Annotated in this window: 20 protein-coding genes and 1 tRNA gene; 10 read left to right on the forward strand and 11 right to left on the reverse strand. The window is 64.1% G+C overall.

The features are described 5' to 3' along the window. The 4 genes from AC07UX_RS03030 to AC07UX_RS03045 all read left to right on the forward strand — a co-directional run bounded on the left by AC07UX_RS03030 (position 1) and on the right by AC07UX_RS03045 (position 2,832). The gene (locus AC07UX_RS03030) at positions 1-294 is read left to right on the forward strand and encodes an AbrB/MazE/SpoVT family DNA-binding domain-containing protein (protein ID WP_495190527.1); all 294 of its coding nucleotides are present in this window, start codon (positions 1-3) and stop codon (positions 292-294) included. Continuing rightward, positions 291-713, forward strand: a complete 423-nt coding sequence (locus AC07UX_RS03035; RefSeq protein ID WP_495190528.1) for a type II toxin-antitoxin system VapC family toxin — start codon at positions 291-293, stop codon at positions 711-713. Before AC07UX_RS03030 ends, AC07UX_RS03035 begins: the two co-directional genes overlap by 4 nt. Then, complete coding sequence (gene gatB / locus AC07UX_RS03040) at positions 706-2,211, forward strand: Asp-tRNA(Asn)/Glu-tRNA(Gln) amidotransferase subunit GatB (RefSeq protein ID WP_495190529.1); 1,506 nt, start codon at positions 706-708, stop codon at positions 2,209-2,211. The genes AC07UX_RS03035 and gatB overlap by 8 nt, the downstream gene beginning before the upstream one ends. Before the next feature lie 117 nt (positions 2,212-2,328). Next, positions 2,329-2,832: a hypothetical protein gene (locus AC07UX_RS03045; RefSeq protein ID WP_495190530.1), complete on the forward strand. Its 504-nt coding sequence runs from the start codon at positions 2,329-2,331 to the stop codon at positions 2,830-2,832. 143 nt (positions 2,833-2,975) lie between these two features. Here the strand turns inward: AC07UX_RS03045 and AC07UX_RS03050 are convergent, their stop codons facing one another. From AC07UX_RS03050 to AC07UX_RS03065, 4 genes are all read right to left on the reverse strand, one after another. Then, positions 2,976-6,182 (reverse strand): autotransporter outer membrane beta-barrel domain-containing protein, encoded by a 3,207-nt coding sequence (locus AC07UX_RS03050; RefSeq protein ID WP_495190531.1) that lies wholly within the window; start codon positions 6,180-6,182, stop codon positions 2,976-2,978. 97 nt (positions 6,183-6,279) lie between these two features. Then, positions 6,280-8,724 carry a TonB-dependent receptor gene (locus AC07UX_RS03055; RefSeq protein ID WP_495190532.1) on the reverse strand — a complete coding sequence of 815 codons (2,445 nt, stop codon included), beginning with the start codon at positions 8,722-8,724 and terminating at the stop codon, positions 6,280-6,282. Next, positions 8,708-9,637, reverse strand: a complete 930-nt coding sequence (locus AC07UX_RS03060; protein ID WP_495191773.1) for a FecR family protein — start codon at positions 9,635-9,637, stop codon at positions 8,708-8,710. Before AC07UX_RS03060 ends, AC07UX_RS03055 begins: the two co-directional genes overlap by 17 nt. A gap of 55 nt (positions 9,638-9,692) precedes the next feature. Continuing rightward, positions 9,693-10,205 carry an RNA polymerase sigma factor gene (locus AC07UX_RS03065; protein ID WP_495191774.1) on the reverse strand — a complete coding sequence of 171 codons (513 nt, stop codon included), beginning with the start codon at positions 10,203-10,205 and terminating at the stop codon, positions 9,693-9,695. A gap of 136 nt (positions 10,206-10,341) precedes the next feature. On the opposite strand from AC07UX_RS03065, the gene AC07UX_RS03070 reads away from it, so the two are divergent. The 6 genes from AC07UX_RS03070 (at position 10,342) to glgX (ending at position 20,945) form a co-directional block, all read left to right on the forward strand. Further along, positions 10,342-11,541: a serine hydrolase domain-containing protein gene (locus AC07UX_RS03070; protein WP_495190533.1), complete on the forward strand. Its 1,200-nt coding sequence runs from the start codon at positions 10,342-10,344 to the stop codon at positions 11,539-11,541. 108 nt (positions 11,542-11,649) lie between these two features. After that, on the forward strand, positions 11,650-14,118 hold the full coding sequence (locus tag AC07UX_RS03075; protein ID WP_495190534.1) for a glycogen/starch/alpha-glucan phosphorylase: 2,469 nt from the start codon (positions 11,650-11,652) through the stop codon (positions 14,116-14,118). Between the two features lie 18 nt (positions 14,119-14,136). Beyond that, positions 14,137-16,299, forward strand: a complete 2,163-nt coding sequence (gene glgB / locus AC07UX_RS03080; protein ID WP_495190535.1) for a 1,4-alpha-glucan branching protein GlgB — start codon at positions 14,137-14,139, stop codon at positions 16,297-16,299. A gap of 49 nt (positions 16,300-16,348) precedes the next feature. After that, the gene (gene glgC, locus AC07UX_RS03085) at positions 16,349-17,608 is read left to right on the forward strand and encodes a glucose-1-phosphate adenylyltransferase (RefSeq protein ID WP_495190536.1); all 1,260 of its coding nucleotides are present in this window, start codon (positions 16,349-16,351) and stop codon (positions 17,606-17,608) included. Positions 17,609-17,616: 8 nt separating this feature from the next. Further along, positions 17,617-19,077: a glycogen synthase GlgA gene (gene glgA / locus AC07UX_RS03090; RefSeq protein WP_495190537.1), complete on the forward strand. Its 1,461-nt coding sequence runs from the start codon at positions 17,617-17,619 to the stop codon at positions 19,075-19,077. Next, on the forward strand, positions 19,074-20,945 hold the full coding sequence (glgX, locus tag AC07UX_RS03095) for a glycogen debranching protein GlgX (protein ID WP_495190538.1): 1,872 nt from the start codon (positions 19,074-19,076) through the stop codon (positions 20,943-20,945). The genes glgA and glgX overlap by 4 nt, the downstream gene beginning before the upstream one ends. On the opposite strand, the gene AC07UX_RS03100 is transcribed toward glgX, so the two are convergent. The 7 genes from AC07UX_RS03100 to AC07UX_RS03130 all read right to left on the reverse strand — a co-directional run bounded on the left by AC07UX_RS03100 (position 20,926) and on the right by AC07UX_RS03130 (position 24,956). Further along, the gene (locus AC07UX_RS03100) at positions 20,926-21,495 is read right to left on the reverse strand and encodes an NUDIX domain-containing protein (RefSeq protein WP_495190539.1); all 570 of its coding nucleotides are present in this window, start codon (positions 21,493-21,495) and stop codon (positions 20,926-20,928) included. The genes glgX and AC07UX_RS03100 overlap by 20 nt on opposite strands. A gap of 62 nt (positions 21,496-21,557) precedes the next feature. Further along, positions 21,558-21,633: transfer RNA gene (locus AC07UX_RS03105), tRNA-Lys, on the reverse strand. Between the two features lie 42 nt (positions 21,634-21,675). Beyond that, a complete protein-coding gene (folK, locus tag AC07UX_RS03110) occupies positions 21,676-22,194 on the reverse strand; it encodes a 2-amino-4-hydroxy-6-hydroxymethyldihydropteridine diphosphokinase (RefSeq protein ID WP_495190540.1) in 519 nt (172 codons plus the stop codon). Positions 22,195-22,303: 109 nt separating this feature from the next. Next, positions 22,304-22,564: a hypothetical protein gene (locus tag AC07UX_RS03115; protein WP_495190541.1), complete on the reverse strand. Its 261-nt coding sequence runs from the start codon at positions 22,562-22,564 to the stop codon at positions 22,304-22,306. A gap of 6 nt (positions 22,565-22,570) precedes the next feature. Next, complete coding sequence (gene aguB, locus AC07UX_RS03120) at positions 22,571-23,419, reverse strand: N-carbamoylputrescine amidase (RefSeq protein WP_495190542.1); 849 nt, start codon at positions 23,417-23,419, stop codon at positions 22,571-22,573. Between the two features lie 78 nt (positions 23,420-23,497). Then, entirely contained in the window at positions 23,498-23,872 is a 375-nt protein-coding gene (locus AC07UX_RS03125) for a DUF2501 domain-containing protein (protein ID WP_495190543.1), read from the reverse strand. 94 nt (positions 23,873-23,966) lie between these two features. Then, on the reverse strand, positions 23,967-24,956 hold the full coding sequence (locus AC07UX_RS03130; RefSeq protein WP_495190544.1) for an agmatine deiminase family protein: 990 nt from the start codon (positions 24,954-24,956) through the stop codon (positions 23,967-23,969). Positions 24,957-25,021: the final 65 nt, after the last annotated feature.

A 25,021-nucleotide genomic window follows, 5' to 3' on the forward strand; every position in this document is an offset into this window, starting at 1 on the left:
ATGAACGCGCCGAGCAAGATCGAAACCGGAACCATGACTAGCAAGGGGCAGATTTTAATCCCCAAGGCCATTCGGGACGCGGCCGGTCTTGTCCCGGGGCAGCCCTACAAGGTTGTCGTTAATGAGGCTGGGCAAGTGGTGGTCGCGCCTCTGGGTTTCAGCCCGGAAGAGTCTGCCGCACGGGTGCGGCGCGTACGGGAGGCCATTAATGCGATCGCTGGGAAGTATCCTAATCCAGACGGAATGAGTACGGACGAATATATGCGGGAGATTCGGGGTAATTACGAGCCGTGATCCTCGTTGATACTAACGTGCTTATAGATGTTTTTGATCGCGATCCCTACTGGTTCGATTGGTCCCGTGCCAACTTAAGTCGTGCTGCATTTGGCGCCTATCTCTTTGTGAATCCCATTGTGATTGGAGAGTTGGCAGCGAAATTTGAAGCGTTTAATAATCTTCGTGAGATACTGGTCGCTATGCTGATCTCTTTAGAGCCTCTTACTGATGAGGGTGCTTTTCTCGCAGGCCGGGCTTTTGAGGTATATCGCAGTCGCAGAGGGCCTGGCGCTCCCAAATCCGCGTTGCCTGACTTTCTTATCGGAGGTCATGCCCAAGCGATTGGTGCTACCGTAATGACACGTGATCCACGATGGTATCGCACCTATTTTCCTACCGTCCCACTTATTACGCCGGAACGAGAAGCTAATGACTGAATCAACCTATCGCATCCAGGGCGCAACCGGCGAGTGGGAGGTCGTGATCGGCCTGGAAGTCCATGCGCAGGTGACGTCGAACGCCAAGCTGTTTTCGGGCGCGGCGACGGCGTTCGGGGCGGAGCCGAACACGCAGGTGTCGCTGGTCGATGCGGCCATGCCCGGCATGCTGCCCGTGCCGAACATGGAATGCATCCGTCAGGCGGTGCGTACCGGCATGGCGATCGACGCGCAGATCAACAAATGGTCGCGGTTCGACCGGAAAAATTATTTCTACGCCGACCTGCCGCAGGGCTATCAGATCAGCCAGCTCTATCACCCGATCGTGGGTGAAGGGCAGATCGAGATCGTGCTGGACGAAAAGAACCCTGACGCCAGCAAGAAGGTCGTCGGCGTCGAGCGTATCCATGTCGAGCAGGATGCCGGCAAGCTGATGCACGACCAGCATCCCACGAGCAGCTATGTCGACCTCAACCGGTCGGGCGTGGCGCTGATGGAAATCGTGTCGAAGCCGGACATGCGGTCGCCCGCCGAAGCAGGGGCCTATCTGTCGAAGCTGCGTACCATCCTGCGCTATGTCGGATCGTGCGACGGCAATATGGACCAGGGGTCGATGCGCGCCGATGTGAACGTGTCCGTGCGTCGTCCGGGCGAGGAATTCGGTACGCGGACGGAGACGAAGAACGTCAATTCCGTGCGTTTCGTCATGGCCGTGGTGGAGCATGAGGCAAGCCGCCAGGTCGATGTGCTGGAAGCGGGCGGCAAGATCGTGCAGGAAACCCGCCTTTACGATCCGGACCGGAACGAGACGCGGTCGATGCGGTCGAAGGAAGATGCGCATGATTATCGCTACTTCCCCGATCCCGACCTGTTGCCGCTGGAACTGGACGACGCCTTTCTGGAGGCGTGCCGCCAGTCGCTGCCGGAACTGCCCGATGCCAAGCTGCGCCGCTATGCGCAGGATCTGGGCCTGAGCGCGTATAACGCCGCGACGCTGACCGCCGACGCCGACACGGCCCGCTGGTTCGAGGCGCTGCTGGCCGAAGCCGCGCGCATCCAGAAGAAGAGCGAGAGCGAAGTCGCCAAGGCTTCTGCCAACTGGCTGTTGTCGGAACTGTACGGGGCGCTCAACCGCATTGGCAAAAGCCTGGAAGACAGCCCAGTAAGCCCTGAGGAAGGCGCACAATTGCTGGCGCTGGTGGCCGACGGGACGATCAGCGGCACGATCGCCAAGCAGGTGTTCGAGATCATGCTGGAGACGGGCGAGAAGCCCGGCAAGATCGTCGAGGACAAGGGTCTGAAGCAGACGTCTGACACCGGCGCGATCGAAGCGGTGGTTGCCGATGTGCTGGCGAAGAATGGCGACAAGGTCGAGCAATATCGTGGGGGCAAGGAAGCCCTGTTCGGTTTCTTCGTCGGTCAGACGATGAAGGCGATGCAGGGCAAGGCCAATCCGCAGGTCGTCAACGAACTGGTGAAGAAGGCGCTGGCGGGCTGATTCGCGAGTCTTGCGATCGGGCTTGAGTGCGACGAACAGATATGATCCATAGTCTCTGGGGAAGGGGCTATGGATCATATGTATCGCTTCAGCTTTTGGGGCATCCTGCCCGTCATCATGGCGCTGGCGGCGACGCCTGCTCTGGCCGAACCCATTATGGCCACGCCATCGCCGACCGTCACTGCGTCGATCGCATTTCCGCTGACGACGGTCGTCGGTCCCGTTCGGGCGGGGCTGTTGTGCATGCCCAACGGCAAGCTGCGCGGCCGGGATTTCCTGCGATCGCCGAAGGATTTTCCGCTGATGGTCCAGCGGGCGCTGTCCGAGCGTGAGGCCGATCGGCCCCTGGCAAATATCGGAGATCTTCGGATCGATTGGCAGATGTTGCGTGTCAAATTGTGCGCGCGATCCTGGGGCGTATTTGGGACTGGCGACCGCAAGGCCTTGTCCGGGCAGGCGGAGTTCACATTCGCATGGGCCAGCGGTCAGGCCGGTGCCACTGCAAATACAATTGCCCACATCATCATAGAACGCGAGAAGAATGAAGCGATTCCAGCGGATGAGATGATGGACGAGGCGTTGAACCGATTGCTGGACCAGATCGACCAGGCTTCCCACTGACCAACGCATAAGGGGCGCCGCCGGGGGGACCAGCGACGCCCCTCTTTTATGCCCGGCGCCCTTGGGGAGGGATATGTGCCGGAGCGAAAAGGACGGACCGGGAGGGTCTGTGGGGTGTGGCCCGTCCTTTCATCCTCAAGACGTCACAGGACGAAGTTAACCGTCGCCCTAAATGAGATGGCGACGTGATTTTGTTGTTCTTCTGCGCCAAATTCGCCGCCGACCCGGAATGTGTCGGTGCCACCATAGAGGCGGGCGCGGCCGGTCCAGCCGTTGGTGCGCTCTTCCGAAACCAGCGTGAAGCGATCGCCGCCCTTGAAATACGCGGTCGTATCGCCCAGCGAGCCGCCCAAGATCTGGCGACGGCCGCCCTCCAGTTCGATGCGCACCCAGCCATCTTCCTTGTTCAGGCTGCCAAAGTCATAGCCGGCGGTAACGGTGCCGTTGGCGGTCAGTTCGTCGCTCGTACGGCCCAGCACGGTCAGGTTGAACGCATCGCCGCCACCGGTTTCGCTGTAGCCGTCTTCCTTGAGCCGGTAATAGTCGATGCCGGCCGCCGGACGCAGGCTGAAGCGGCCCATGTCGATCTGATAGGCGGCGCCGGCCGTCGCGGACATGAGCGTGCCGTTCCACCGGCCATCGGCGGTGCGAGTGACGTCGCCGCTTTCGAAATGGCGGGTGCCATCGAATTTGATGCGCGCGGCCGACAGGCGGGCGAAGCTGAGCAGCGGCCCCCACTGGCCGCGCCAGTGCGCCGCCAGTTCGAACTGGTCGGAATCGACCGCATTGTTCGACCCGGCACTATCGCTGCCGTGGATATAGGCGAAGGAGCCGCCGAATGCGCCGATGTCGCTCAGATATTCCAAGCCGCCGCCAGCACCCCAGCCGGTGATGTCGTAGGATGCGGTGCTGCCCACGCTCTTGGCGCTGCCGAAGGCGACCTGTTGCAGCCAGAAGCCGAGGCGGCCGTCCTTGGTGCGATAGATGCCGTTGGGATCGGACAGGATGCGCGCGGTAGCGCGCGATCCCGATGTGACGGCTTCGAAAGTGCCGCCGGCATGGTCGGGCAGCATCTGGCGCAGATTGCTGGTCAGGGTGGCCCCGTCATTGATCGCCAGATAGGCAGCAGCGACGTCGGCATCATTGTCCAGCGCGTTGAAGATCGCCGAATAAGCGCTGGCGGTCGATCCGCTCAGGCCCAGTTCCGACACGGACTTGGCCGCGACCGAAAGGGTGACGGTGCCCGCGCTGCCGTCGCCCGCCACGCTGCCCTTGAACATATAGGGCAGCAAGGTGGAGGTGGTGAGCGTGGGCGACCCGCTGAGCGATCCGGCGCGAACGATGACATAATCGCCTTCCGACCCGCCGACGCTGGTCAGGTTGACCTTGACCTGCGATCCGCTGGCGAAGCTGGCCGCGCCCGCGACGTCATAGACGGTGCTGGCGCCGGTCGCGCCATTGATGGTGATGCCCAGCGTGGAGGTACCGCTGGCCGACAAGGAAGCCAGCGCGACCGAACCGGTGCCGCTGCTGCTGAGTGTACCGCCGTTCAGGACCACGGCGACGTTGCCGGCGTTGGCGATCGCACCCGATAGCGACGATGTGCCGCCCAGCGTCAGCGTGCCAGCGCCGCTGCCGAAATCGACGTCGCCCGTGATACTGGCCGTGTCCGCAATGGTCAGGCTGTTGGTGCCGGTGCCAAAGGCGATGTTGCCGGTCAGGCTGGATGTCCCCGACAGGGCGACGCTGTCATTGCCGGCGCCCAGGCTGAGGTTGCCGGCGATGGTGCCGGCCGACACGGTCAGCCGGTCGTTGCCCGACCCCAGGCGAATATCGCCCGCGATGCTGGGCGCGGACGCGGTGGAAGAGGCGAGCGCCTGCGTCAGGGTGATGCCGCTGTTGTTGGCGCTCAGGTCGATAGCGACGTTGGCGCCGCTCTTGCCGCCCGAAGCGCTGATCTTGCCCGTGTTGGAGAGGCTGGCGACGGTACCGGACGAATCCAGGATCGCGGTTGCGCTGCCCTTTTCGGTACTGCCTGCCACGGCCGCCACGGTACCGCTCACGACGATCGATCCGGCCGTCGCGCCGGAATCGATCACGATGCCGCGTGCGACCGTGCCGTCCAGTGTCGATCCGCTGGCCGCGACGGAACCGCTGACCTCGATCGTGCCGGCGCTCGCACCGGAGCCCAAGCGCAGGGCCGTGGCGTTGCTGTCATAGGAAACGGCCGCGACCGTACCCTTTATCTGCACGCCCTTGGCAATGGACACGTCGCCGCCCAGGCCACCGATGGCCAGCCCGTTGGCATCGACGCCGTCATAGATGCCATAGCCGGCGATGGAGCCGTTCACGATCAGGCCATAGCCGCTGTTGCCGGCGGCGACCGCGCCGATGCTGGTGTCGCTGTCGGCTGCGCCGATATGCACCGCTGCCGCCTTGCCATAGGTAACGACGGTCGCGCTGCCTTCGCTGCTGTCGGTCAGGCCGTCGTCATCGACGTCCGTGTCGGTATCGCTCAAGGTAGGGGCCACGTCGAAGATGACGCCGCCGGTCACATTGCCGGCGATGACCACGGCGGAGCCGCCCTGGAGCAGGTCGTCGGCATCCAGTTTGGTCACATCGGTCGGGCGGGTGGTGGTGCGATAGCCGGTGCTGGTGATCGTGCCCTGGATCTTCACCGCGCCGTTCACGTCGCCCAGCAGCGCCGCGCCGATGCTGTTGGCGCCAGCGGCCGAGGTGGAGCCGCGCAGCGTGACATTGCCGGTCACGTCGTTGGCGACCAGGCCGTAGCTGTTGTCGCCCACGGCGCTGGTGGTGCCGCTGGTCGACAGATTGCCGGTCAGCGCGCCGTCCAGGCGGATGCCCGCCGACTGGTTGCCCTCGATCGTGATGGTGCCGCTGTGGTCGATGGCGCCGGTGTGCGCCGCGCCGGACTGAACCCAAATGCCGTTCTTGCCCGTGCCCTTGGCGAAGGCGCCGTCCACATCGCCGTCGCTGTCCGTGTCGGTGGCGGTATAATCTTCGGTCAGCGTGATGGTGCCGGTGTTGGCGATGGCGCCGCTGGTGCCGGGGGCGACCAGGATGCCGGTGACGTTGTTCGCGTCGTTGATGGTGATGGTGCCAGCGTTCGACACCTTGTTGTTGCTGTCGAGCGTGACGGCGGCGCCGCTGGTCAGCTTGATCGAACCGGCCGAACTGATGGTGATGTCGTCGGCTGCACCGTTGGCCACGGTGGAGGTCTTGACGGCAGCGGTGGTGGCGGTGCTGATCGTCGTTTCAGCGGCCGCATCGGCCACGGTAAGGGCCACAAGCACGGGCGCGATGGCCGTGCAGGCCAGTAGATGTCGCATGATGTCTCCTCTGCGTGTCGCGCTGTATCAAGTGCGCGCGTGCGCTTTGGACGACGCCGGCGCGTGGCTTCCGTCAGTCAATGCGATGAATAGGTGTTCAGAATGCGAAATCGACGCCGATGCGGACAGTGCGGGGGCGCAGGGGCGTGTAATAATCGGTGCGCAGGTCGAATGGCGTGCCCAGCGAGAAACGATTGCCGTTGCTGTCCAGCAGGTTGGTGAGCGAGAGCGAATATTGCACCGCGCCGCGCGACAGGTTGGCGGACAGGCTGGTATCGACATAATCGCCCTGGGTCTGCCCCAATATCGGCCCGACGCCGAGGCGCGATTTGCCGACATAGCGGGCCGAGCCGGACAGGTTGAGGCGCATGTCGGCGCCGATGGTCGTGCGATAATCAAACGCAAGTCGCCCGCCCAGATTGGCGACATTGGGCAGGCTGAGCGATCGGCCGTCATAGGAAAGCATGCGCACGAAATTCGTGGGCTGGGTCAGGCGGCTGTCATTATAGATGACGCTGCCGTCCAGCGTCAGCCGCGCCATCGGCCGTACGACGATGCGCCCTTCGACCGTATAGATGCGCCCGTCGCCGATATTGGCTGTGGTGGGCAGGCCGATGCGGTCGGTGACGTCGGCCTGGATGTTGCGCCAGTCGGTATAAGCGATGTTGGCGCTGGCGGCGAAGATGTCGCGACCCGGTACGCCCTTGCGCGCGCCGACCTCCACGGTGGAGGCGCGGTCGTTCTGGTATCGGCGCACACGCTGGTCATCCACGGCCAGCCCGCCGGGGCGGAAGCCCTGCTGGAACCGGGCATAGAGGGTGACGTCGGCAATGGCGTCGGTCAGCAGCGAGGCGGACGGCAGGAAGATCGTCTCGCTGCGGTCGGCCTGCGCTTCCGCCCGCGCCAGCTCGCTGTCGGAAAGAGCCGCCACCGGATCGAGCGCCTCGCCCGACAGGCGGCTGTTGGTAAGGCGGCCGCCGAAGGTGGCGATCAGGCCCTTGACCGGTTCGAAAGAGGCTTCGCCGAACATGGTCGCTTCCTTGACCATGTTGCGCACGCCGGTCGCCGGTGCGGCCATGCCGCGGCCATACATCGCGACGCCCGGAATGATGGCGGGCTGGACTTCGGCCGTGCCGAAGGAGGTGAGCGAGCGATTGAGGTCCGATGTACTTTGCAGATAGGAAGCGCCCAATATCCAGCCCAGGCCATTGTCCAGGTCGCGCACCAAACGGTTTTCGGTCGAGAAGATATCGACCCGGTTGCGCTGGCGGAACAAAGCGGGCGGCCCATCGGGCTGGGTCGCGTCGTAGCTTTCCGCCAATATATGGCGGACATAGCCGGTCGAGGAGACGAAGCGCAGGCTGTCCCATTGCTTCTCGATGCGCAGGTTGCCGAGCAGATAGTCCGAATGATAGGGCTGGGCGACGGCCGATGCGCGTTGCAGCCGACCGACCGACCGGCTCGCATATTGGGCGTCGTCGCCGTCGATATGTTGATAGACGCCGTTCAGGTCGATGAGCCAGTCGTCGCCGGGCGCAAAGCGCAGCGCGGCGCGGCCGCCATAGGTGCGTACCCGATTGACGTCGTCCTTGCCGCGATTGACGTCGTTGATATAGCCGCCGTCCTGTACGCCATAGCCCACGACGCGCAGCGCCAGCTTTTCCGAGACGATGGGCAGGTTGAGCGTGGCAGACAGGTCGCCCCCCGGATCGCCATGCTGCGTGGCGGACAGGCCAGCCGACATCTGCCCGCCATATTCGGCCAGGTTCGGGGCGTTTGGCATCAGGCGGATGATGCCGCCCAGCGATCCTGCGCCGTACAGCGTACCCTGCGGCCCTTCCAGCACTTCGACCCGGCCGACATCGTAGAGTTTGAGATCGGGGTCGGGCGCGGCATAGTTCAGCCGCATGTCGCCCAGATATTGGCCGGTGGTCGCCTGCGTCGGCCCGGCAACGCCCGAATCCGCAATGGCGCGGATGAACAGCTTGTTGCGGCCTGCGCCGGCATGGGTGGAGCTAAGGCTGGCCACGCGCGCCAGCAAAGTGGCGGTGCCGCCCGATGCCTCGGCCGTCGTGAACATGCTGCTGTCCAGCGTCTCCACCATGCCGGCATAGCGGGGCAGCGGCGTGTCGCGCTTGGAGGCGGTCACGATGATTTCGGCAGGCGTTTGATCGGCCAGCAGGGCGGCCTGGATCGGCGCGGGCGCGGCCGGTGGCGGGGGCGGGGATTTGGCGCGGACGATGCGCCAGCCATTGGCGCCGACGCGCTGGGCCTTCGCGCCGCTGCCCTTGAGCAATATGCGCAGGGCCGCTTCGGCGCTGATACGGCCCTGGACGGCAGGGGTGCGCAGGCCCGCGAGCGATTGGTCGGACATGCCGATGCTGACGCCGGTTTGACGGCCGAGCGCGATCGCTGCCTCGCCCAACCGGCCGGGGGCGATGCTGATTTCCTGTCTGTTCGCCCCTAGAGCGGGCGTTGCTGTCGCTATGGCGATCGCGAAAAGGGGCGTGGTGACGATCAGAAGGTCAGTTCTGCGGCCCATTTCCCTCCTTCAACAGCCATGCGTCCCCCTGACGCACGGCAGACAGGCCCATCAACGGCGCGGCCTGCGCAAAGAAGCGCGCCGGGTCGCGGTCCAGCCGCAGCGTACCGGTAAAGCGCATCGCCTGCGCCTGTGGCGTGAAGCGGACGGTCAGGCCCAGCGAGCGGGCGGCGTCTTCGGCCACCTGCGTGACGGGGGCGTTGCTATAGACCAGCTGCCCCTGACGCCAGCTGGCGACGGCGGCGGGCGCGATGTCCATGACGCGCAGGCCCTGCGCATCGTCCGCCAGCGCGCGGCCGGCGGGCAGGGCGATCGCTTCGGACTGCGGGTTATAGATCACCTTGCCTTCGGATACGCCGATCCGGGTCGCGGCGTTGGTCCGGACGATGTTGAAGACGGTACCGGCATCTTCGAACACCGCATCGCCCACGGTCACGCGGAAGGGATTGGCAGTGTCATGGCGCACGGTGAAGGCGGCCTCGCCCGCATCCAGCGCGGCAAAGCGGGCGTCCTTGCGATCGAAACGCATGGTGGTCCCGCCGTTCAGTTCGACCTTGGTGCCATCGTCCAGCGCGATGACGCGGATTTCGCCGGGGCGGGTAGTGACGCTGTAGATATCGCTCCGGTTTGCGACACCGAAAGAGACAGCCGCCACGAGGGCCGCCGCAACAGCGCCGCCGCCGATCCAGCGGAGCGGACGGCGCGATCTGACGCCCGGATCGTTGGCGGCGACGGGCATGGTCACGGCTTGCGGCGGCACGAGACTGTCCAACTCGCTGTACGCCAGCATCAGCGCGTCATAGGCGGATGCGTGTGCAGGGTCCGCCTCCAGCCATGTGGTGAAGCCGTCCCAGTCGCTAAATGCCGGATCGCGGGTTTGGATGACCCAACCCAGCGCCTCCTCGTTGATCATGGCTTCAGCCCCGTTCATTTTTTGCCCCTTGCGAGACAGGACGCCGCCAGCCCGCTCATTCCGTATCCATTTTCTGCTTGAGCGACAGCATGGCCCGATAGGCCTTTTGCAGATCCTTCTCCACCGTGGTCAGGCTGACGCCCAGTTCGTCGGCGATGACCCGCTGGCCCACCCCCTCGATCCGAAAGCGGCGGAACACCAGTTCGACGCGCGGGCCAAGGTCGCGCAGCACGGCGCGGGCTTCGTTCAACTGTTCGTTCAGGACCATGCGATCATCGACGGCGATGTCCTCGGTCGGGTCGGCCATCACGCCGCCCGCGCCCTCCGCCCAATCCTGTTCGCGCCGTTCGCGCCGCGTGGCGGAACGATAGCGGTCCAGCATCAGATTGTTCGCCATGCGATAGAGATAGGGAAGAGGATCGGACACCGGGCCAAGATCCTTGGCCTCCAGCTTCATCCACATGTCCTGCAACAGATCTTCGGCATCGTCGCCCGCGCCGCGTGCGCGCAGGAAGCGCAGCAGGGCGGGGCGGTTGGCCATGAAGATAGCGGAGAGGCCGGTGGCCATGCCTGTGGTGGTCCAGTTATGCTGTTCTGGCGCGTTGCCATAGAGGGGCGGATGGGGTCTTGGCAACGGCGAAGCTGTTTACGCGCCCGGCCCGCTGCGTTAGCGGGGAGGGGGCGACACGGGAATGGCAGGCGGCATGATGGACGGAATCGACGGCAAGGCGGCTTTGGCGGCCGGGATGGACCCCGATCGCCTGGGCGCGCTGGTCGACCATCTGGATCGTACCTATCTGGCCAGCGGCAAGCTGCCGCATATGCAGTTACTGGTGTCGCGGGATGAGCAGGTGCTTCTATCGGTGGTGCGCGGGAAGGCGCGGGCGAGTGGAGAGCCGTTGCGGGGCGACGCGCTTTATCGCATCGCGTCGATGACCAAGCCGATCACATCCGTCGCCTTCATGATGCTGGTGGAAGCGGGCATGGTCGCGCTCGACACGCCTGTGGCCGACATCATACCCGAATTTGCCAACCTGCGCGTCGGGCAGGACGGTCGGGCCAAGCCCAAAAGGGCGATGCTGATGATCGACCTGCTGCGCCATACGTCCGGCCTGACCTATGGCTTGCAACGCCAGACGGCGATCGACGCGCGTTATCGTGATCTGGGGCTGGACGAATTTCAGCAGCCGCGCACGTCCGATCAGTTCGTCGCCGACCTGGCCAGCCTGCCGCTGGAATTTTCGCCGGGCGACAAATGGAATTATTCGGTGTCGACCGATGTGCTGGGCGTGGTGGTGGAGCGGCTGAGCGGGCTGGATCTGGAGACCTATTTTCGCTCGCGCATCCTCGACCCGCTGGGCATGATCGACACGACCTTCATGCTGCCGGACGAGAAGGCGCACCGGATGACCGACGCCTGGCGGCTGGATGAGGATGGCGGCATCAGCGTGGCCGATCTTGGCGCGCGCAGCGGATGGCGGCGAACCGGGCGCTTCCTGTCGGGCGGCGGCGGGCTGGTGTCGTCGGTGGCGGACTATCATCGGTTCGCGCGCATGCTGCTGCGCGGCGGGGAACTGGATGGAGTGCGGCTGCTGACGGCGGATACGGTCGATCAGATGCGCCGCAACCAGTTGCCGGGCGGTGGCGACCTGTCCAGCCTGTCGAGCGCGATGTTCAGCGAGGCGGATTATCAGGGCGTAGGTTTCGGGCTGGGCTTTGCCATGGGTCTTGCAACCCACGAATATTATTGGGGTGGCGTCTTTTCGACCTATTTCTGGATCGACCCGGTCGAGCGGTTGATCGGCCTGTTCATGACCCAGCATCTGCCGTCCAGCACCTATCCGGTCCGGGGGCAGTTGCGCGCCGGCGTGGCGGACGCGATTGTGACCCGGCGCAAAGATTGAAGGGATCGAAATGCGGCGCGGCAAGTTATTGCTGCACCGCAAAAATGGCATGGCGTGGTGTCGGACGCTGTGCCATCATCTGCGGTGACTCATCAGGGGGACTGCGCGATGACTCTCGAAGCCCGGACGACACTTCCCAAGCCTGCCCCCCGTCAGGTCGATCCCGAAGTGCTGGCGCATGAGATTGTCGAGCGGCTGACCTATCGTATCGGCAAGAATGCCGCCGCGGCCAAGCCGCACGACTGGCTGCATGCCGTGATCCTGGCCATTCGCGACCGCGTGATCGACGCCTGGATCATCTCCACCCAGAAAACCTATGAGGAAGAAGGACGTCGGGTCTATTATCTGAGCCTGGAATTCCTGATCGGCCGCCTGATGCGCGATGCGGCGTCCAACATGGAAATGCTGGACGACATGCAGGCGGCGCTGGCGTCGCTGGGCGTGGATATCGACATCATCGCCGCGCTGGAGCCGGATGCGGCGCTGGGCAATGGCGGGCTTGGCCGGCTGGCCGCCTGCTTCATGGAAAGCATGGCGACGGTGGACGTACCCGCCTATGGCTATGGCATCCGATACGTCAATGGCATGTTCCGGCAGGAAATCAGTGACGGCTGGCAGGTCGAGTTGCCCGAAAACTGGCTGGCGCATGGCAATCCCTGGGAGTTCGAACGGCGCGAGGCGAGTTACGAAATCGGCTTTGGCGGCCGCGTCGATCCGGCCGAGGGTGAGGACGCCGGTCCGCACCAGATGCAATGGCGGCCGAGCGAGCGGGTGATCGCGACCCCCTATGACACGCCGATCGCAGGCTGGCGCGGCAAGCGGATCAATACCCTGCGCCTGTGGGAAGCACAGCCGATCGACCCGATCCTGCTCGACAAGTTCAACGCGGGCGATCACATCGGCGCGCTGTCCGAAAGCAACCGGGCCGAGGCGCTGACGCGGGTGCTCTATCCCGCCGACTCTTCGCCCGCTGGGCAGGAGTTGCGGTTGCGGCAGGAATATTTCTTCTCCTCCGCATCGTTGCAGGACATCGTCCGACGCCACATTCAATATTTCGGCAGTATCGAGACGCTGGCAGACAAGGCGGCGATCCAGCTGAACGATACCCACCCGGCCGTCGCAGTGGCGGAATTGATGCGCATATTGCTGGACGATCACGGGATCGATTTCGGCGCGGCATGGGACATAACCCGGCGTACCTTCAGCTACACCAACCATACGCTGTTGCCCGAAGCGCTGGAAAGCTGGCCGGTGCCCTTGTTCGAACGGCTGCTGCCCCGGCACATGCAGATCGTCTATGCGATCAACAGCAAGTTGCTGGGCGAGGCGCGCAAGTCGGGCAAGTTCAGCGACGATGCGATCGGCACGATATCGCTGATCGACGAAGGCGGCGAGCGGCGGGTGCGGATGGGCAATCTGGCCTTTGCCGGGTCGCACAGCGTCAATGGCGTGTCGGCGCTGCACACCGACCTGATGAAGGTCACGGTCTTTGCCGACCTGCACACGCTCTATCCCACGCGGATCAACAACAAGACCAATGGCGTCACCTTCCGCCGCTGGCTGATGCAGTGCAATCCGGGGCTGACCGGCCTCATTCGCGAGGCGATAGGCGACCGGTTTCTGGACGATGCCGAAGCGCTGCGCGACCTGGACGCTTTTGCCGACGACAGCGCGTTTCAGGAGAAATTCCTGGCGGTGAAGCGCGCCAACAAGGTGGAACTGGCAAATCTGCTGCGCAAGCGGATCAACGCGCGGATCGACCCGGCGGCCCTGTTCGACATCCAGATCAAGCGCATCCATGAATATAAGCGGCAGTTGCTCAATATCGTGGAAGCGGTGTCGCTCTACGACCAGATCCGTTCGCATCCGGAAAAGGACTGGGTGCCGCGCGTGAAGCTGTTCGGCGGCAAGGCGGCGCCGAGCTATCATAATGCCAAGCTCATCATCAAGCTGGCCGGCGACGTCGCCCGCGCGGTCAATCATGATCCGGCGGTGCAGGGGCTGCTCAAGCTGCAATTCGTGCCCAATTACAATGTTTCCATGGCGGAGGTGATGATCCCCGCCGCTGACCTGTCCGAACAGATTTCGACGGCGGGCATGGAAGCGTCGGGCACCGGCAACATGAAGTTTGCGGTCAATGGTGCGCTGACCATCGGTACGCTGGACGGCGCCAACGTCGAAATGCGCGACCATGTAGGGGATGATAATATCGTCATATTCGGGCTGACCGCGCAGCAAGTGAACGAGCGGCGGGCGCAAGGCTATGTGCCGCGCGACATCATCGGCCAGAGCCGGGAATTGGGGCAGGCGCTGAATGCCATTGCCAGCGGCGTCTTTTCCCCCGACGATCCGGATCGGTACAAGGGGCTGGTGCAGGGCATTTACGACCATGACTGGTTCATGCTGGCGGCCGATTTCGACAGCTATTCCGCCGCGCAGCGCCGGATCGACACTTTATGGTCGGATCAGGCGTTGTGGGCGAAGAAGGCGATCCATAATGTCGCGCGCATGGGATGGTTCTCATCCGATCGCACGATCCGCGAATATGCTGCCGATATCTGGAAGATCGTACCATGATGAGGATGAAGGGATAGGATGGCGTTAAAGCCCGAACAGATAGACCGATTGGTCAGCGGGCTGGACGATGATCCCTTCGCCACGCTTGGCGTACATCCCTCGGAAAAAGCTTTCACCGCCTGCGTCCTATTGCCCGAAGCGGTGGGGGTGGAGGCGCAGACGCTGGACGGCAAGCGCGTGGGCGTGCTGGAGCGGGTCCATGGCGACGGTCTGTTTTTCGGCAAGGTCGCGGTCAAAAAGCGCCAGCCGCTGCGCTATGTCGCGACCTATGGCGATGGCGGCAATTATGCGCTGGTCGATCCCTATGGGTTCGGGCCGGTGCTGGGGCCGATGGACGATCATTATCTGGCCGAAGGATCGCATGGCCGGTTGTTCGACAAGTTGGGCGCCCATGTCATCACCCATGAAGGCGTGACCGGCACGCATTTCGCGGTCTGGGCGCCTAACGCCTTGCGGGTCTCCGTCGTCGGCGACTTCAACCGATGGGACGGGCGGCGCGGGCTGATGCGCCATCGCGCCGATGCGGGCCTGTGGGAGATTTTCCTGCCCGAAGTGGGAGCAGGCAGCGCCTATAAATATGAGATTGTCGGCGCGGATGGTGTCCTTCTGCCGCTCAAGGCCGATCCGTTTGCGTTCGAAGCGGAGTTGCGGCCGTCCACCGCCTCCATCGTCGCAGCGCCGCCCGATCGCACATGGGGAGACGATCGGCATCGCGACTATTGGCGCAAGGTCGATGCGCGGCGCCAACCGGTATCGATCTACGAAGTCCATGCCGGATCATGGCAGCGGGATGAGCAGGGCGAATTCCTGAGCTGGGATGCGCTGGCCAAGCGGTTGATCCCTTATGTGGTCGGGATAGGGTTTACCCATATCGAATTTCTGCCGATCAGCGAATTTCCATACGATCCCAGCTGGGGGTACCAGACGCTGGGCCTTTATGCGCCGACCGCGCGCTTTGGCGACCCTGATGGCTTTGCCCGCTTCGTGGACGGGGCGCATCGCGCTGGGATCGGCATCCTGCTCGACTGGGTGCCGGCCCATTTCCCGACCGATGAGCATGGGCTGGCCCATTTCGACGGCACGGCGCTCTACGAACATGCCGACCCGCGCAAGGGGTTCCACCCCGACTGGAATACGGCCATCTATAATTTCGGCCGACGGGAAGTGGTGCAATATCTGGTCAATAACGCGCTGTTCTGGGCCGAACGCTATCATGTCGATGGCTTGCGGGTCGATGCGGTCGCCTCGATGCTGTACCTCGATTATTCGCGCCGGCCGGGTGAGTGGATCCCCAACGACCATGGTGGCAGGGAAAATGTGGAGGCGGTCGCCTTCCTCCAGCAGATGAACAAGGCGCTCTACGGCGCGCATCCCGGCATCATGACCATTGCCGAGGAATCGACCAGCTGGCCCGGCGTGTCGCAAACCGTGGATGCTGGCGGCCTGGGTTTCGGGTTCAAATGGAATATGGGCTTCATGCATGACACGTTGCGCTATTTGCGGCGCGACCCGGTGCATCGAGCCCATCATCATGACGACATCACCTTTGGCCTGATGTACGCCTTTACCGAGAATTTCGTGCTGGCGTTGAGCCATGACGAGGTGGTGCATGGCAAGGCGTCGATGCTGCACAAGATGGCGGGCGACGACTGGCAGAAATTCGCGACGCTGCGGGCGTATTACGCCTTCATGTGGGGCTATCCGGGCAAGAAATTGCTGTTCATGGGGCAGGAATTTGCCCAGCGCAGCGAATGGAGCGAGGAGCGCGCGCTCGATTGGGATCTGCTGGATCATGCGCCGCATCTGGGCGTGCAGCGGCTGGTGGGCGATCTCAACCATCTCTACCGGTCGCGCCCGGCGCTGCATGCGCGCGATTGCGAGGCGGAAGGGTTCGAATGGGTGCTGGTGGATGGCGCGGCGGACTCAGTCTTCGCCTGGCAGCGGCGTGCGCCGGGCGTGCGGCCGATCGTCGTCATCAGCCATTTTACCCCGGTCCTGCGGCATGGATACCGGATGCGCCTGCCCTCCGGCGGATTGTGGCGCGAGATATTGAACAGCGATGCGGCCGATTATGGCGGCAGCGGCGCAGGCAATATGGGACAGGTGGAAGCGGACGAGGAAGGATGGGCCAACATCACCATCCCGCCCTTTGCAACCCTGATGCTGGAACTGGATTATTGAACACCGACGGCGCGTGCAGGCAGTCGCGGGCGACATGAGGAGAGGCCCTATGCAAAGTAAATATCAGCCGATCGCGCGCGACGCCATGGCCTATGTCCTGGCAGGTGGTCGCGGCAGTCGGCTGGCGGAATTGACCGACCGACGCGCCAAGCCTGCCGTCCATTTCGGCGGAAAGGCGCGGATCATCGACTTCGCCCTGTCCAATGCGCTCAACAGCGGCATCCGCCGCATCGGAGTGGCCACGCAATATAAGGCGCATTCGTTGATCCGCCATTTGCAGCGCGGCTGGAACTTCCTGCGCCCCGAACGCAACGAGAGTTTCGACATATTGCCGGCAAGTCAGCGCATATCGGAAAGCCAGTGGTATGAGGGCACGGCCGACGCCGTGTATCAGAATATCGACATCATCGAAGCCTATGCGCCCGAATATATGGTCATCCTGGCCGGCGACCATGTCTATAAGATGGACTATGAATTGATGCTCCAGCAGCATGTCGATAGTGGCGCGGACGTCACCGTCGGGTGCCTGGAAGTGCCGCGCATGGAGGCGGTAGGCTTTGGAGTCATGCACGTCGATGAAGCGGACGTCATCACCGCCTTTATCGAAAAGCCCAAAAATCCGCCCGGTATCCCCGGCCAGCCGGACATGGCGCTGGCGTCGATGGGTATCTATGTCTTCCGCACCCGGTTCCTGATCGAACAGTTGCGCCGCGACGCCGACAACCCGGCCAGCAAACGCGATTTCGGCGGCGATATCATCCCGCATATCGTTAAGCATGGCAAAGCGGTGGCGCATCGTTTTTCCAACAGCTGCGTACGGGCGGAAAGCGAACTCGTGCCCTATTGGCGCGATGTCGGTACGATCGACGCCTATTGGCAGGCCAGCGTGGACCTGACCGATGTGGTGCCCAGCCTCGACCTCTACGACCGCAGTTGGCCGCTCTGGACCTATTCGGAGGTCACGCCGCCGGCCAAGTTCGTCCATAATGAAGATGGCCGGCGCGGGTCGGCGACATCCTCCCTTGTGGCAGGCGGGTGCATCGTGTCGGGTTCGTCGCTGCATCGCAGCCTGCTCTTTTCGGGCGTGCGGACGCATAGTTTTTCGTCGGTGACAGACAGCGTCATCATGCCCGATTGCCAGATTGGGCGCGGCGCGCGGCTGCACAAATGCGTGGTGGATTCGGGGATACTCATCCCGCCCGGCCTGATTATCGGGGAAGATCCGGTATTCGATGCGCAGCGTTTCCGCCGTACCGAAAGCGGCATTTGCCTGGTGACGCAGGCCATGATCGACCGGCTGGCGGCCTGAACGACGCCATGACGATCAAGCTGCTGTCGGTTGCGTCCGAAATCTTTCCTCTCATCAAGACCGGCGGCCTGGCCGATGTCGTGGGCGCATTGCCCGCAGCACTGGCGGGGCAGGGCGTGGCTGTACGCACATTGGTGCCCGGCTATCCGGCCGTCATGGCGAAGCTGGGTACGGGTAAGGGCAAGCCGAAGGTCGTGCATCGCTATTCCGAACTGTTCGGCGCCACGGCCAGCCTGTTGGCGGCGCAGGTCGAAGGGCTGGACCTGCTGATACTGGACGCGCCGGGCTTCTTTGCGCGAGATGGCGGGCCCTATGGCGATCATGGGGGCAATGACTGGCCCGATAATTGGCGGCGGTTTGCCGCTCTGTCGCGGGCGGGGGCGGATGTGGCAGAGGGGCTGCTCAAAGGCTGGCAACCCGATGCCGTCCATGTCCATGACTGGCAGGCGGCGATGACGGTCGCCTATATGCGTTTCGGCCCGGCCGCCCATGTACCCAAGCTGTTGACGATCCACAATCTCGCCTTTCAGGGGCGTTTTGGGGCGGAGATTTTTCCGCATCTGGGCCTGCCACCCGAAGCTTGGGGCGTCGATGGCGTCGAATATTATGGCGGCACCGGCTTTTTGAAGGCGGGGCTGGTATCGGCCGATGCGATCACGACGGTCAGCCCCAGCTATGCGGAGGAAATCCGATCGCCAGCGCATGGGATGGGGCTGGATGGCCTGATCAACGGGCGGGTCGATCGGCTGCATGGCATATTGAACGGCGTCGATACCGATATCTGGAACCCGGTGGCCGACGCGCTGATCCCCAAGCCCTATGGCCCGCGCGCGCTGGGCAAGCGGTCGGTCAACCGCCGTGCGCTGGAGGATCGGTTCGGGCTGGATCATGACGACGCGCCGCTCTGCATCATCGTCAGCCGCCTGACCTGGCAGAAGGGCATGGACCTGATGATCGATGCGGCCGAGCATCTGGTCGCACTGGGCGGGAAGCTCGCTGTGCTGGGGTCGGGCGACCATGTGCTGGAGGGCGCGTTGCTGGGCGCGGCGGACCGGCACCGGGGGCGGATCGGCGTGCAGATCGGCTATAACGAGCCTTTGTCGCACCTTATGCAGGCGGGGGGCGACGCGATCCTGATCCCGTCGCGGTTCGAACCGTGCGGCCTGACCCAGCTTTATGCGCTGCGCTATGGTTGCGTGCCGGTCGTGGCGCGGGTCGGCGGCCTGGCAGATACGGTGATTGACGCCAATGAGGCCGCGGTCAGTGCGGGTGCGGCGACGGGGATCGTCTTTGTGCCGGACAATGCGGCGGCGTTGCATGGGGCGATCAACCGGCTGGCGGCGCTGCATGCCGACAAGCGGGTGTGGGAGGCGATGCAACGCGCGGGCATGCGCGCGGATTTCAGCTGGACACATAGCGCGGCGCGCTATGCCGATCTCTACCGCGCGTTGATCGCCGGCGCGGCGTGACATTGGGACCGGTGATCGGGGCGGATGGAACGCGCTTTTCGGTCTGGGCCCCCGATGCGGCGCAGCTGTGGCTATGCCTGTTCGATGACGCGGATAGGGAAGCGCGCTTGCCGATGCTGCGCGATGCCGACGGCTGCTGGCATGGCGAGGCGGCTGGTGTGGGACAGGGCGCGCGCTACGGGTTTCGCGCCGATGGCCCCTATGATCCGGGGGCTGGCCTTTGGTTCGATCCCGACAAGCTGCTGCTCGATCCCTATGCGCAGGCGATCGACCGGGCGTTCGCTTATGAGGATGCCCTGGCCGCGCCGCGCGGGGAAGGCAGCGATACCGCGCCGTTGATGCCCAAAGCTGTCGTGACGGCGAGGTTGCCAACGGTTGCGCCCGTACCGCCATGCTTCGCGCCGGGCGGTCTTATCTATGAAGTGCAGGTGCGCGGCTTTACCATGCTGCATCCCGACGTGCCGGAGGCGCAGCGGGGCACGATCGCCGCGCTCGCCCATCCGGCCGTGATCGCGCATCTGCAAAAGCTGCATGTGTCGGCGATCGAACTGATGCCGATCAACGCCTGGATCGACGAGCGGCATCTGGGGCCGCTGGGGCTGACCAACGCATGGGGCTATAATCCGGTCAGCTATTTTGCGATCGATCCCAGACTGGCGCCCGGCGGCATGGCGGAGCTGCGGGACACGGTAGCGGCGCTGCACGACGCGGGCATCGGCGTCATCCTGGACATGGTGTATAATCATGACGGGGAAAGCGATGCCATGGGGCCGACCCTGTCGCTGCGCGGGCTGGATGCGCGGGGCTATTTCCGGCACGCGGCCGATGGTGGCCTGATCAACGATACCGGTACGGGCAACAGCATCGCCTGCAACGCGCCGGTGGCGCGGCGGCTGATCCTCGATTCGCTGCGGCATTTCGTAGCGCAGGCGGGTGTGGACGGCTTCCGCTTCGACCTTGGCCCGGCGCTGGGGCGAATGGCGGACGGGTTCGACCGGCAAGCGCCCTTGTTGCAGGAGATGCGCGCCGATCCGTTGCTGGCGGACCGCGTGATGATTGCCGAGCCATGGGATATCGGGCCGGGCGGTTATCAGCTGGGCCAGTTCGGCGAAGGCTGGCTGGAATGGAACGACCGCTATCGCGACGATATGCGGCGCTTCTGGCGGGGGGACGCGGGGACGTTGGGCGCTTTCGCCACGCGGCTGGCGGGATCGTCGGATATTTTCGGCGGCGGGCGGACCCGCAGCGTCAATTTCCTGGCCGCGCATGACGGCTTCACCTTGGCTGACCTGACGGCCTACGAACGACGGCATAATGAAGCCAATGGCGAGCAGAATCGCGACGGCCATGGCGAGAATTTCAGTTGGAACAATGGCGTCGAGGGTTGCAGCGAAGATGCTGCGGTAGAGGCGGCGCGACGGCGTGACCGGGAGGCGCTGCTCGGCACGCTGTTCGCGTCGCGCGGGACGATCATGCTGACCGCTGGCGACGAGTTCGGGCGCAGTCAGCTGGGCAATAACAATGCCTACGCGCAGGATAATGCAATCGGCTGGATAGACTGGGCGGGCCGCGACCGGGCGCTGGAGGCGCAGAGTTTCGCGTTGGCGGCGATCCGGGCCGAGACAGCGGATTTGCAGGGCGTGGAGATGTTGTCCGAAGCCGATGTGGAATGGCTGGACGAGGATGGGCAGGCGCTGACGGTCAGCCAGTGGGAAGACCCCGTCCGCCGCCGGCTGGCATTGCGCTATCGGGCGAGCGGGCTGGCGATCTGCGTCAATGGCGCGGACGCGCCGTGCCGTTTCCAATTGCCCGAAGGCGATGTGGCGATGGCTGCGCGATCCGTGCGGATCAGCCGACCGGAACGCTGAACAGGTCGGGTCGCCGCAGCCGCAGCGCCATCAATGTCATTGCCAGCTTGCCATCGCCGATCTTCTTGTCCGCCAACAGCGTCCATAAGGCATCGAGCGGCAGTTCGTGGACGCTGATATGTTCCTGCTCCTCGTCCAGGCCGCCGCCCGCTGCAATCCTGTCTTGGGCGCGATATTCGGCGAGGAAATAATCGATCTTCTCGGTCACCACGGTGGGAATGCTCCAGATCTGGCCGAGATGGATCAGTTCACCCAAGCGCACGCCGGCCTCCTCCAGCGCCTCGCGCCGGGCGCAGTCGGCCGGCTCATCCTCCAATATGCCCGCGATCGGCTCCAGGAAATCGGGCAGGCCCGCCAGCATGACCGGCGTGCGTGGCATCGACACGACCAGCGCGACGCGGCGATCGGGATCATAGGGCAGGACGACGACGGCGCGGCGCATCTCGACGACATGGCGTTCGAACTGCTCGCCATTGGGCGCCCGCATCGCGACCAGCAGCAGATTGAGCCACCCCTGATAGAGGGGGCGCGTTGACAGGATGCTTGTCATCAGGCGTTCTCCGGTTCCGTCCGGCTTTAACGCAGCGACGGCGAGACGCCAATGACAGGAGATGGTGAGTCCAACTGGGTTCGAACCAGTGACCTACTGATTAAAAGTCAGTTGCTCTACCGACTGAGCTATGGACCCCTTGAGCGGTGGAGGTCGCCCTAAAGGCGACGGGCCGGATGGTCAACCTTGGCGTGCGGCTTTTTTCAGGCGGGCATGCAGATGGCGGACGGAAAGGCCCGATTTGGGGTCGCGCCAGTCGGGTGCGATCGACACAAGCGGGGTCAGGACGAAGTCACGCGCGTGCCAGGCAGGATGCGGAATGGTCAGCATGGGCGTGGTGCATTGGCCGCCCGACCAGAGGATGATGTCAATGTCGACACTGCGCGCGCCCCACCGGCGGTAGCGACGTCGGCCAAGCCGGTTTTCGACGTTCTGGATGAAGGCGAGCATGGCAGGCGGCAGCAGGGCGCTTTCGACCAGCAATGCGCCATTGGCGAAGCGGCGCCTCGATGGGCCAAGCGGGGGCGTGGCGAGGATGGGGGAGACATGCAGCACGCGGGCCTGTTCTCCGATCAGCGCGGTGGCGGCTTGCAACAGACGCGCGGGCGTCAGGCTGACGGACAGCGGCCGGTTCGATCCCAGCGCGAGGACGTAGCGATGGGGGCGGGCGTATGTTTTTTGCAGCAAAGCCGGAAGCATGAGTCGTTGCTCCTAACCCGTTCGCTTCGAGCATAGTCGAGACGCGGCCAGGGCTGCGCATGGTGTCTCGACCAGGCTCGAAGCGAACGGATAAAGGGCCGGCACGCCCTTAGCGGACCTTGTCCCGCACATGGGCCTTCATCTGCGCATAAGCGGATTGGCGCGCTTCCTCGTCCAGCGAGAGCAGATAACGTGCCGCCTCCCTGTAGCTGAGGAAGGGGCGTTCGTCGGCGATGACCGGCACGGTGCGGGCGTTGTAGAGGCGCTTGAGCAGGCGTTTCTGTGGCCGGCTGAGGTCGCCCGGCTGTTCGGGCGTCGTCTCGTCCGCCGCTTCGATGATGGTTTCGTCGGTTGCTTCGCTGTCGGTCATGTCAGATCAGATATCCTGCGCGATGCGGCCATAAAGTTCGGGCCGGCGATCGCGGAAGAAGCCCATGCCGGCGCGATGGGTGCGCGCCTTGGCCAGATCCAGCGTCGCGACCAGCGCGCCATGGTCCTTCGCATCGGCTTCGGCGGCGAAATCACCCCATTCGTCGGTGATGAAACTGTGGCCGTAGAAAAGCTGCCCGTCTTCGTCGCCGATGCGGTTGGCTGCGATGACGGGCATGCAGTTGCTGACGGCATGGCCGATCATCGCGCGGCGCCACATGCGGCTGGTGTCGAGGTCGCTGTCATAGGGCTCGGAACCGATCGCAGTCGGGTAGAAGAGCATTTCCGCGCCCATCAGCGCCATGCAGCGCGCGGTTTCGGGATACCATTGGTCCCAGCAGATGCCGACGCCAATGGTGCCATATTTGGTCTTCCATACCTTGAAGCCGCTATTGCCGGGGCGGAAATAATATTTTTCCTCATAGCCGGGGCCATCGGGAATGTGGCTCTTGCGATAGACGCCCATAATCTCGCCCTCATCGTCGATCATGGCGAGCGAGTTATAGTAATGATGGCCATCCCGCTCGAAATAGCTGGTCGGGATATAGACGCCCAGTTCTTTCGCCAGCGTGCGCATGGCCTGCACGGCGGGATGCTCGTCGGTCGGCTGGGCGTTGGCGAACAGCGCCTCATCCTCTTGCCTACAGAAATAGGGGCCTTCGAACAGTTCGGGCGGCAGGATGATCTTCGCACCGCGCGCGGCGGCCTGGCGCACATGGTCGGCCACCAGCGCGATGTTCGCGCGCATGTCATCCGAGAAGGCGAGTTGCAGGGCGGCGACGGTCACGCGGGACATTCTTCACTCCATGGCGGGGAACAGCGCGCCATATAGGGAATGTCGCCCTGACATGCTACCGCTCAGAGGGGCGATCGGTTAGATCAGCGATCCGGCATGGCGCAGCACCAGATCGCAGGCCTTGGTCTTCACCTTGTCCTTGAGGCCCGCGATGGGCAACGCACCGCCGTCACCCTGGATGGTGCCGGACTGGCCCAGCTTGAAACCGCTCGATTCCTTGACGCCGGGCTTGCCGGTCAGCCTGCCCAGGATGGACGAGGCGCCGGTCGCGTTGACCAGCTTGTTCTTCACGCAATAGCTGAGCACGCCGGCCGCATTGCCCGCGCCGACCGATGCGATATCGGGCATGGCACCGCCGAGCAGGCCGCCCAGATTGCCAAGCTGCGCGGACGATGCACCTGCTCCGGCCAGCAGGACGACGGCCAATGCGGTGCGAACGGACGTGTGAATCATGATCATTCTCCCCGCCCGGCGACTCCGCCGGACCGGGGTGAAGCCTGATCCCATCCGCGCCCGTCCGCAACCGGCTTTGCTCAGGCGCCCTTGCTCAGGCGATCATGGGCATTTGCTGGCTGCAACAATGGAAGCTGCCACCGCCTGACAATATGGCGTCGCTGCGCAGGCCGATGATATCGCGACCGGGGAAGAAGGGGCGGAAGGCGTCGAGCGCGGCCTGATCGTTGGGCTGGCCATAGATGGGCACGATGACAGCGGCATTGCCGACATAGAAATTCATGTAGCTGGCCGGGATCGCCTCGCCATCCACCAGCACCAAACCGGGGGAGGGGATGTCGATCACCTCTACGCCATGGGCTTTCGCACGGGCGCGGGCGTCGGCATAGAGGGCGGCATTGGGATCGTCCTGCGTCGTGGCGATCGGCAGGGCCAGCTTGCCGGGTGCGACGAAGCGGGCGAGATTGTCGACATGGCCATCGGTATGGTCGTTCAGCAGGCCATCGCCCAGCCACAGCATGTCCGACAGGCCGAGCGCGCCGGCGAGCAGCGTCTCGATCTTGCCGCGGTCCAGGTCGGGGTTGCGATTGGGATTGAGCAGGCATTGTTCGGTCGTCACGAACAGGCCGGTGCCGTCGGTGTCGATCGCCCCCCCCTCGAACACCCAATTCTGGGTCGAAACGGGCAAGTCGGTGGTTGCGGCGAGGCGCGCGCCGATATCCTCGTCACCGGGCATCTGATATTTGCCGCCCCAGCCGTTGAAGCCGAAATCGACGAGTGCCCGACCACCGGCCCCGTTCAGTACGGCGATGGGCGCGGTGTCGCGCAGCCAGACGTCGCCCAGATTATGGATGATGACCGATACGCCCGGTGCGACCAGCGCGCGGGCGGCATCCGCATCGCCTTCATTGGCGACGACCAGACGGACTTCCTCTCCCTTGCCATCGGCATGGAGGGCGCTGGCGAAGGCAGCGATCTGAGCGCGCGCCTCCTCGAACGCGCCGGGCCATTCGGCGGGGTTGGTCGGGAAGCCGATCCAGGTCCAGTCGTGCGGCGCCCATTCGGCAGGCATGCGGAAAGTCATGGCTTTTATCCTTGCTCGGTTGGAGAACCGATCCGTAGATAGGGGAAAATGATGCGCGCTCCATA

It is taken from the genome of Sphingobium sp. GW821-FHT02B05 (genome assembly GCF_059421905.1).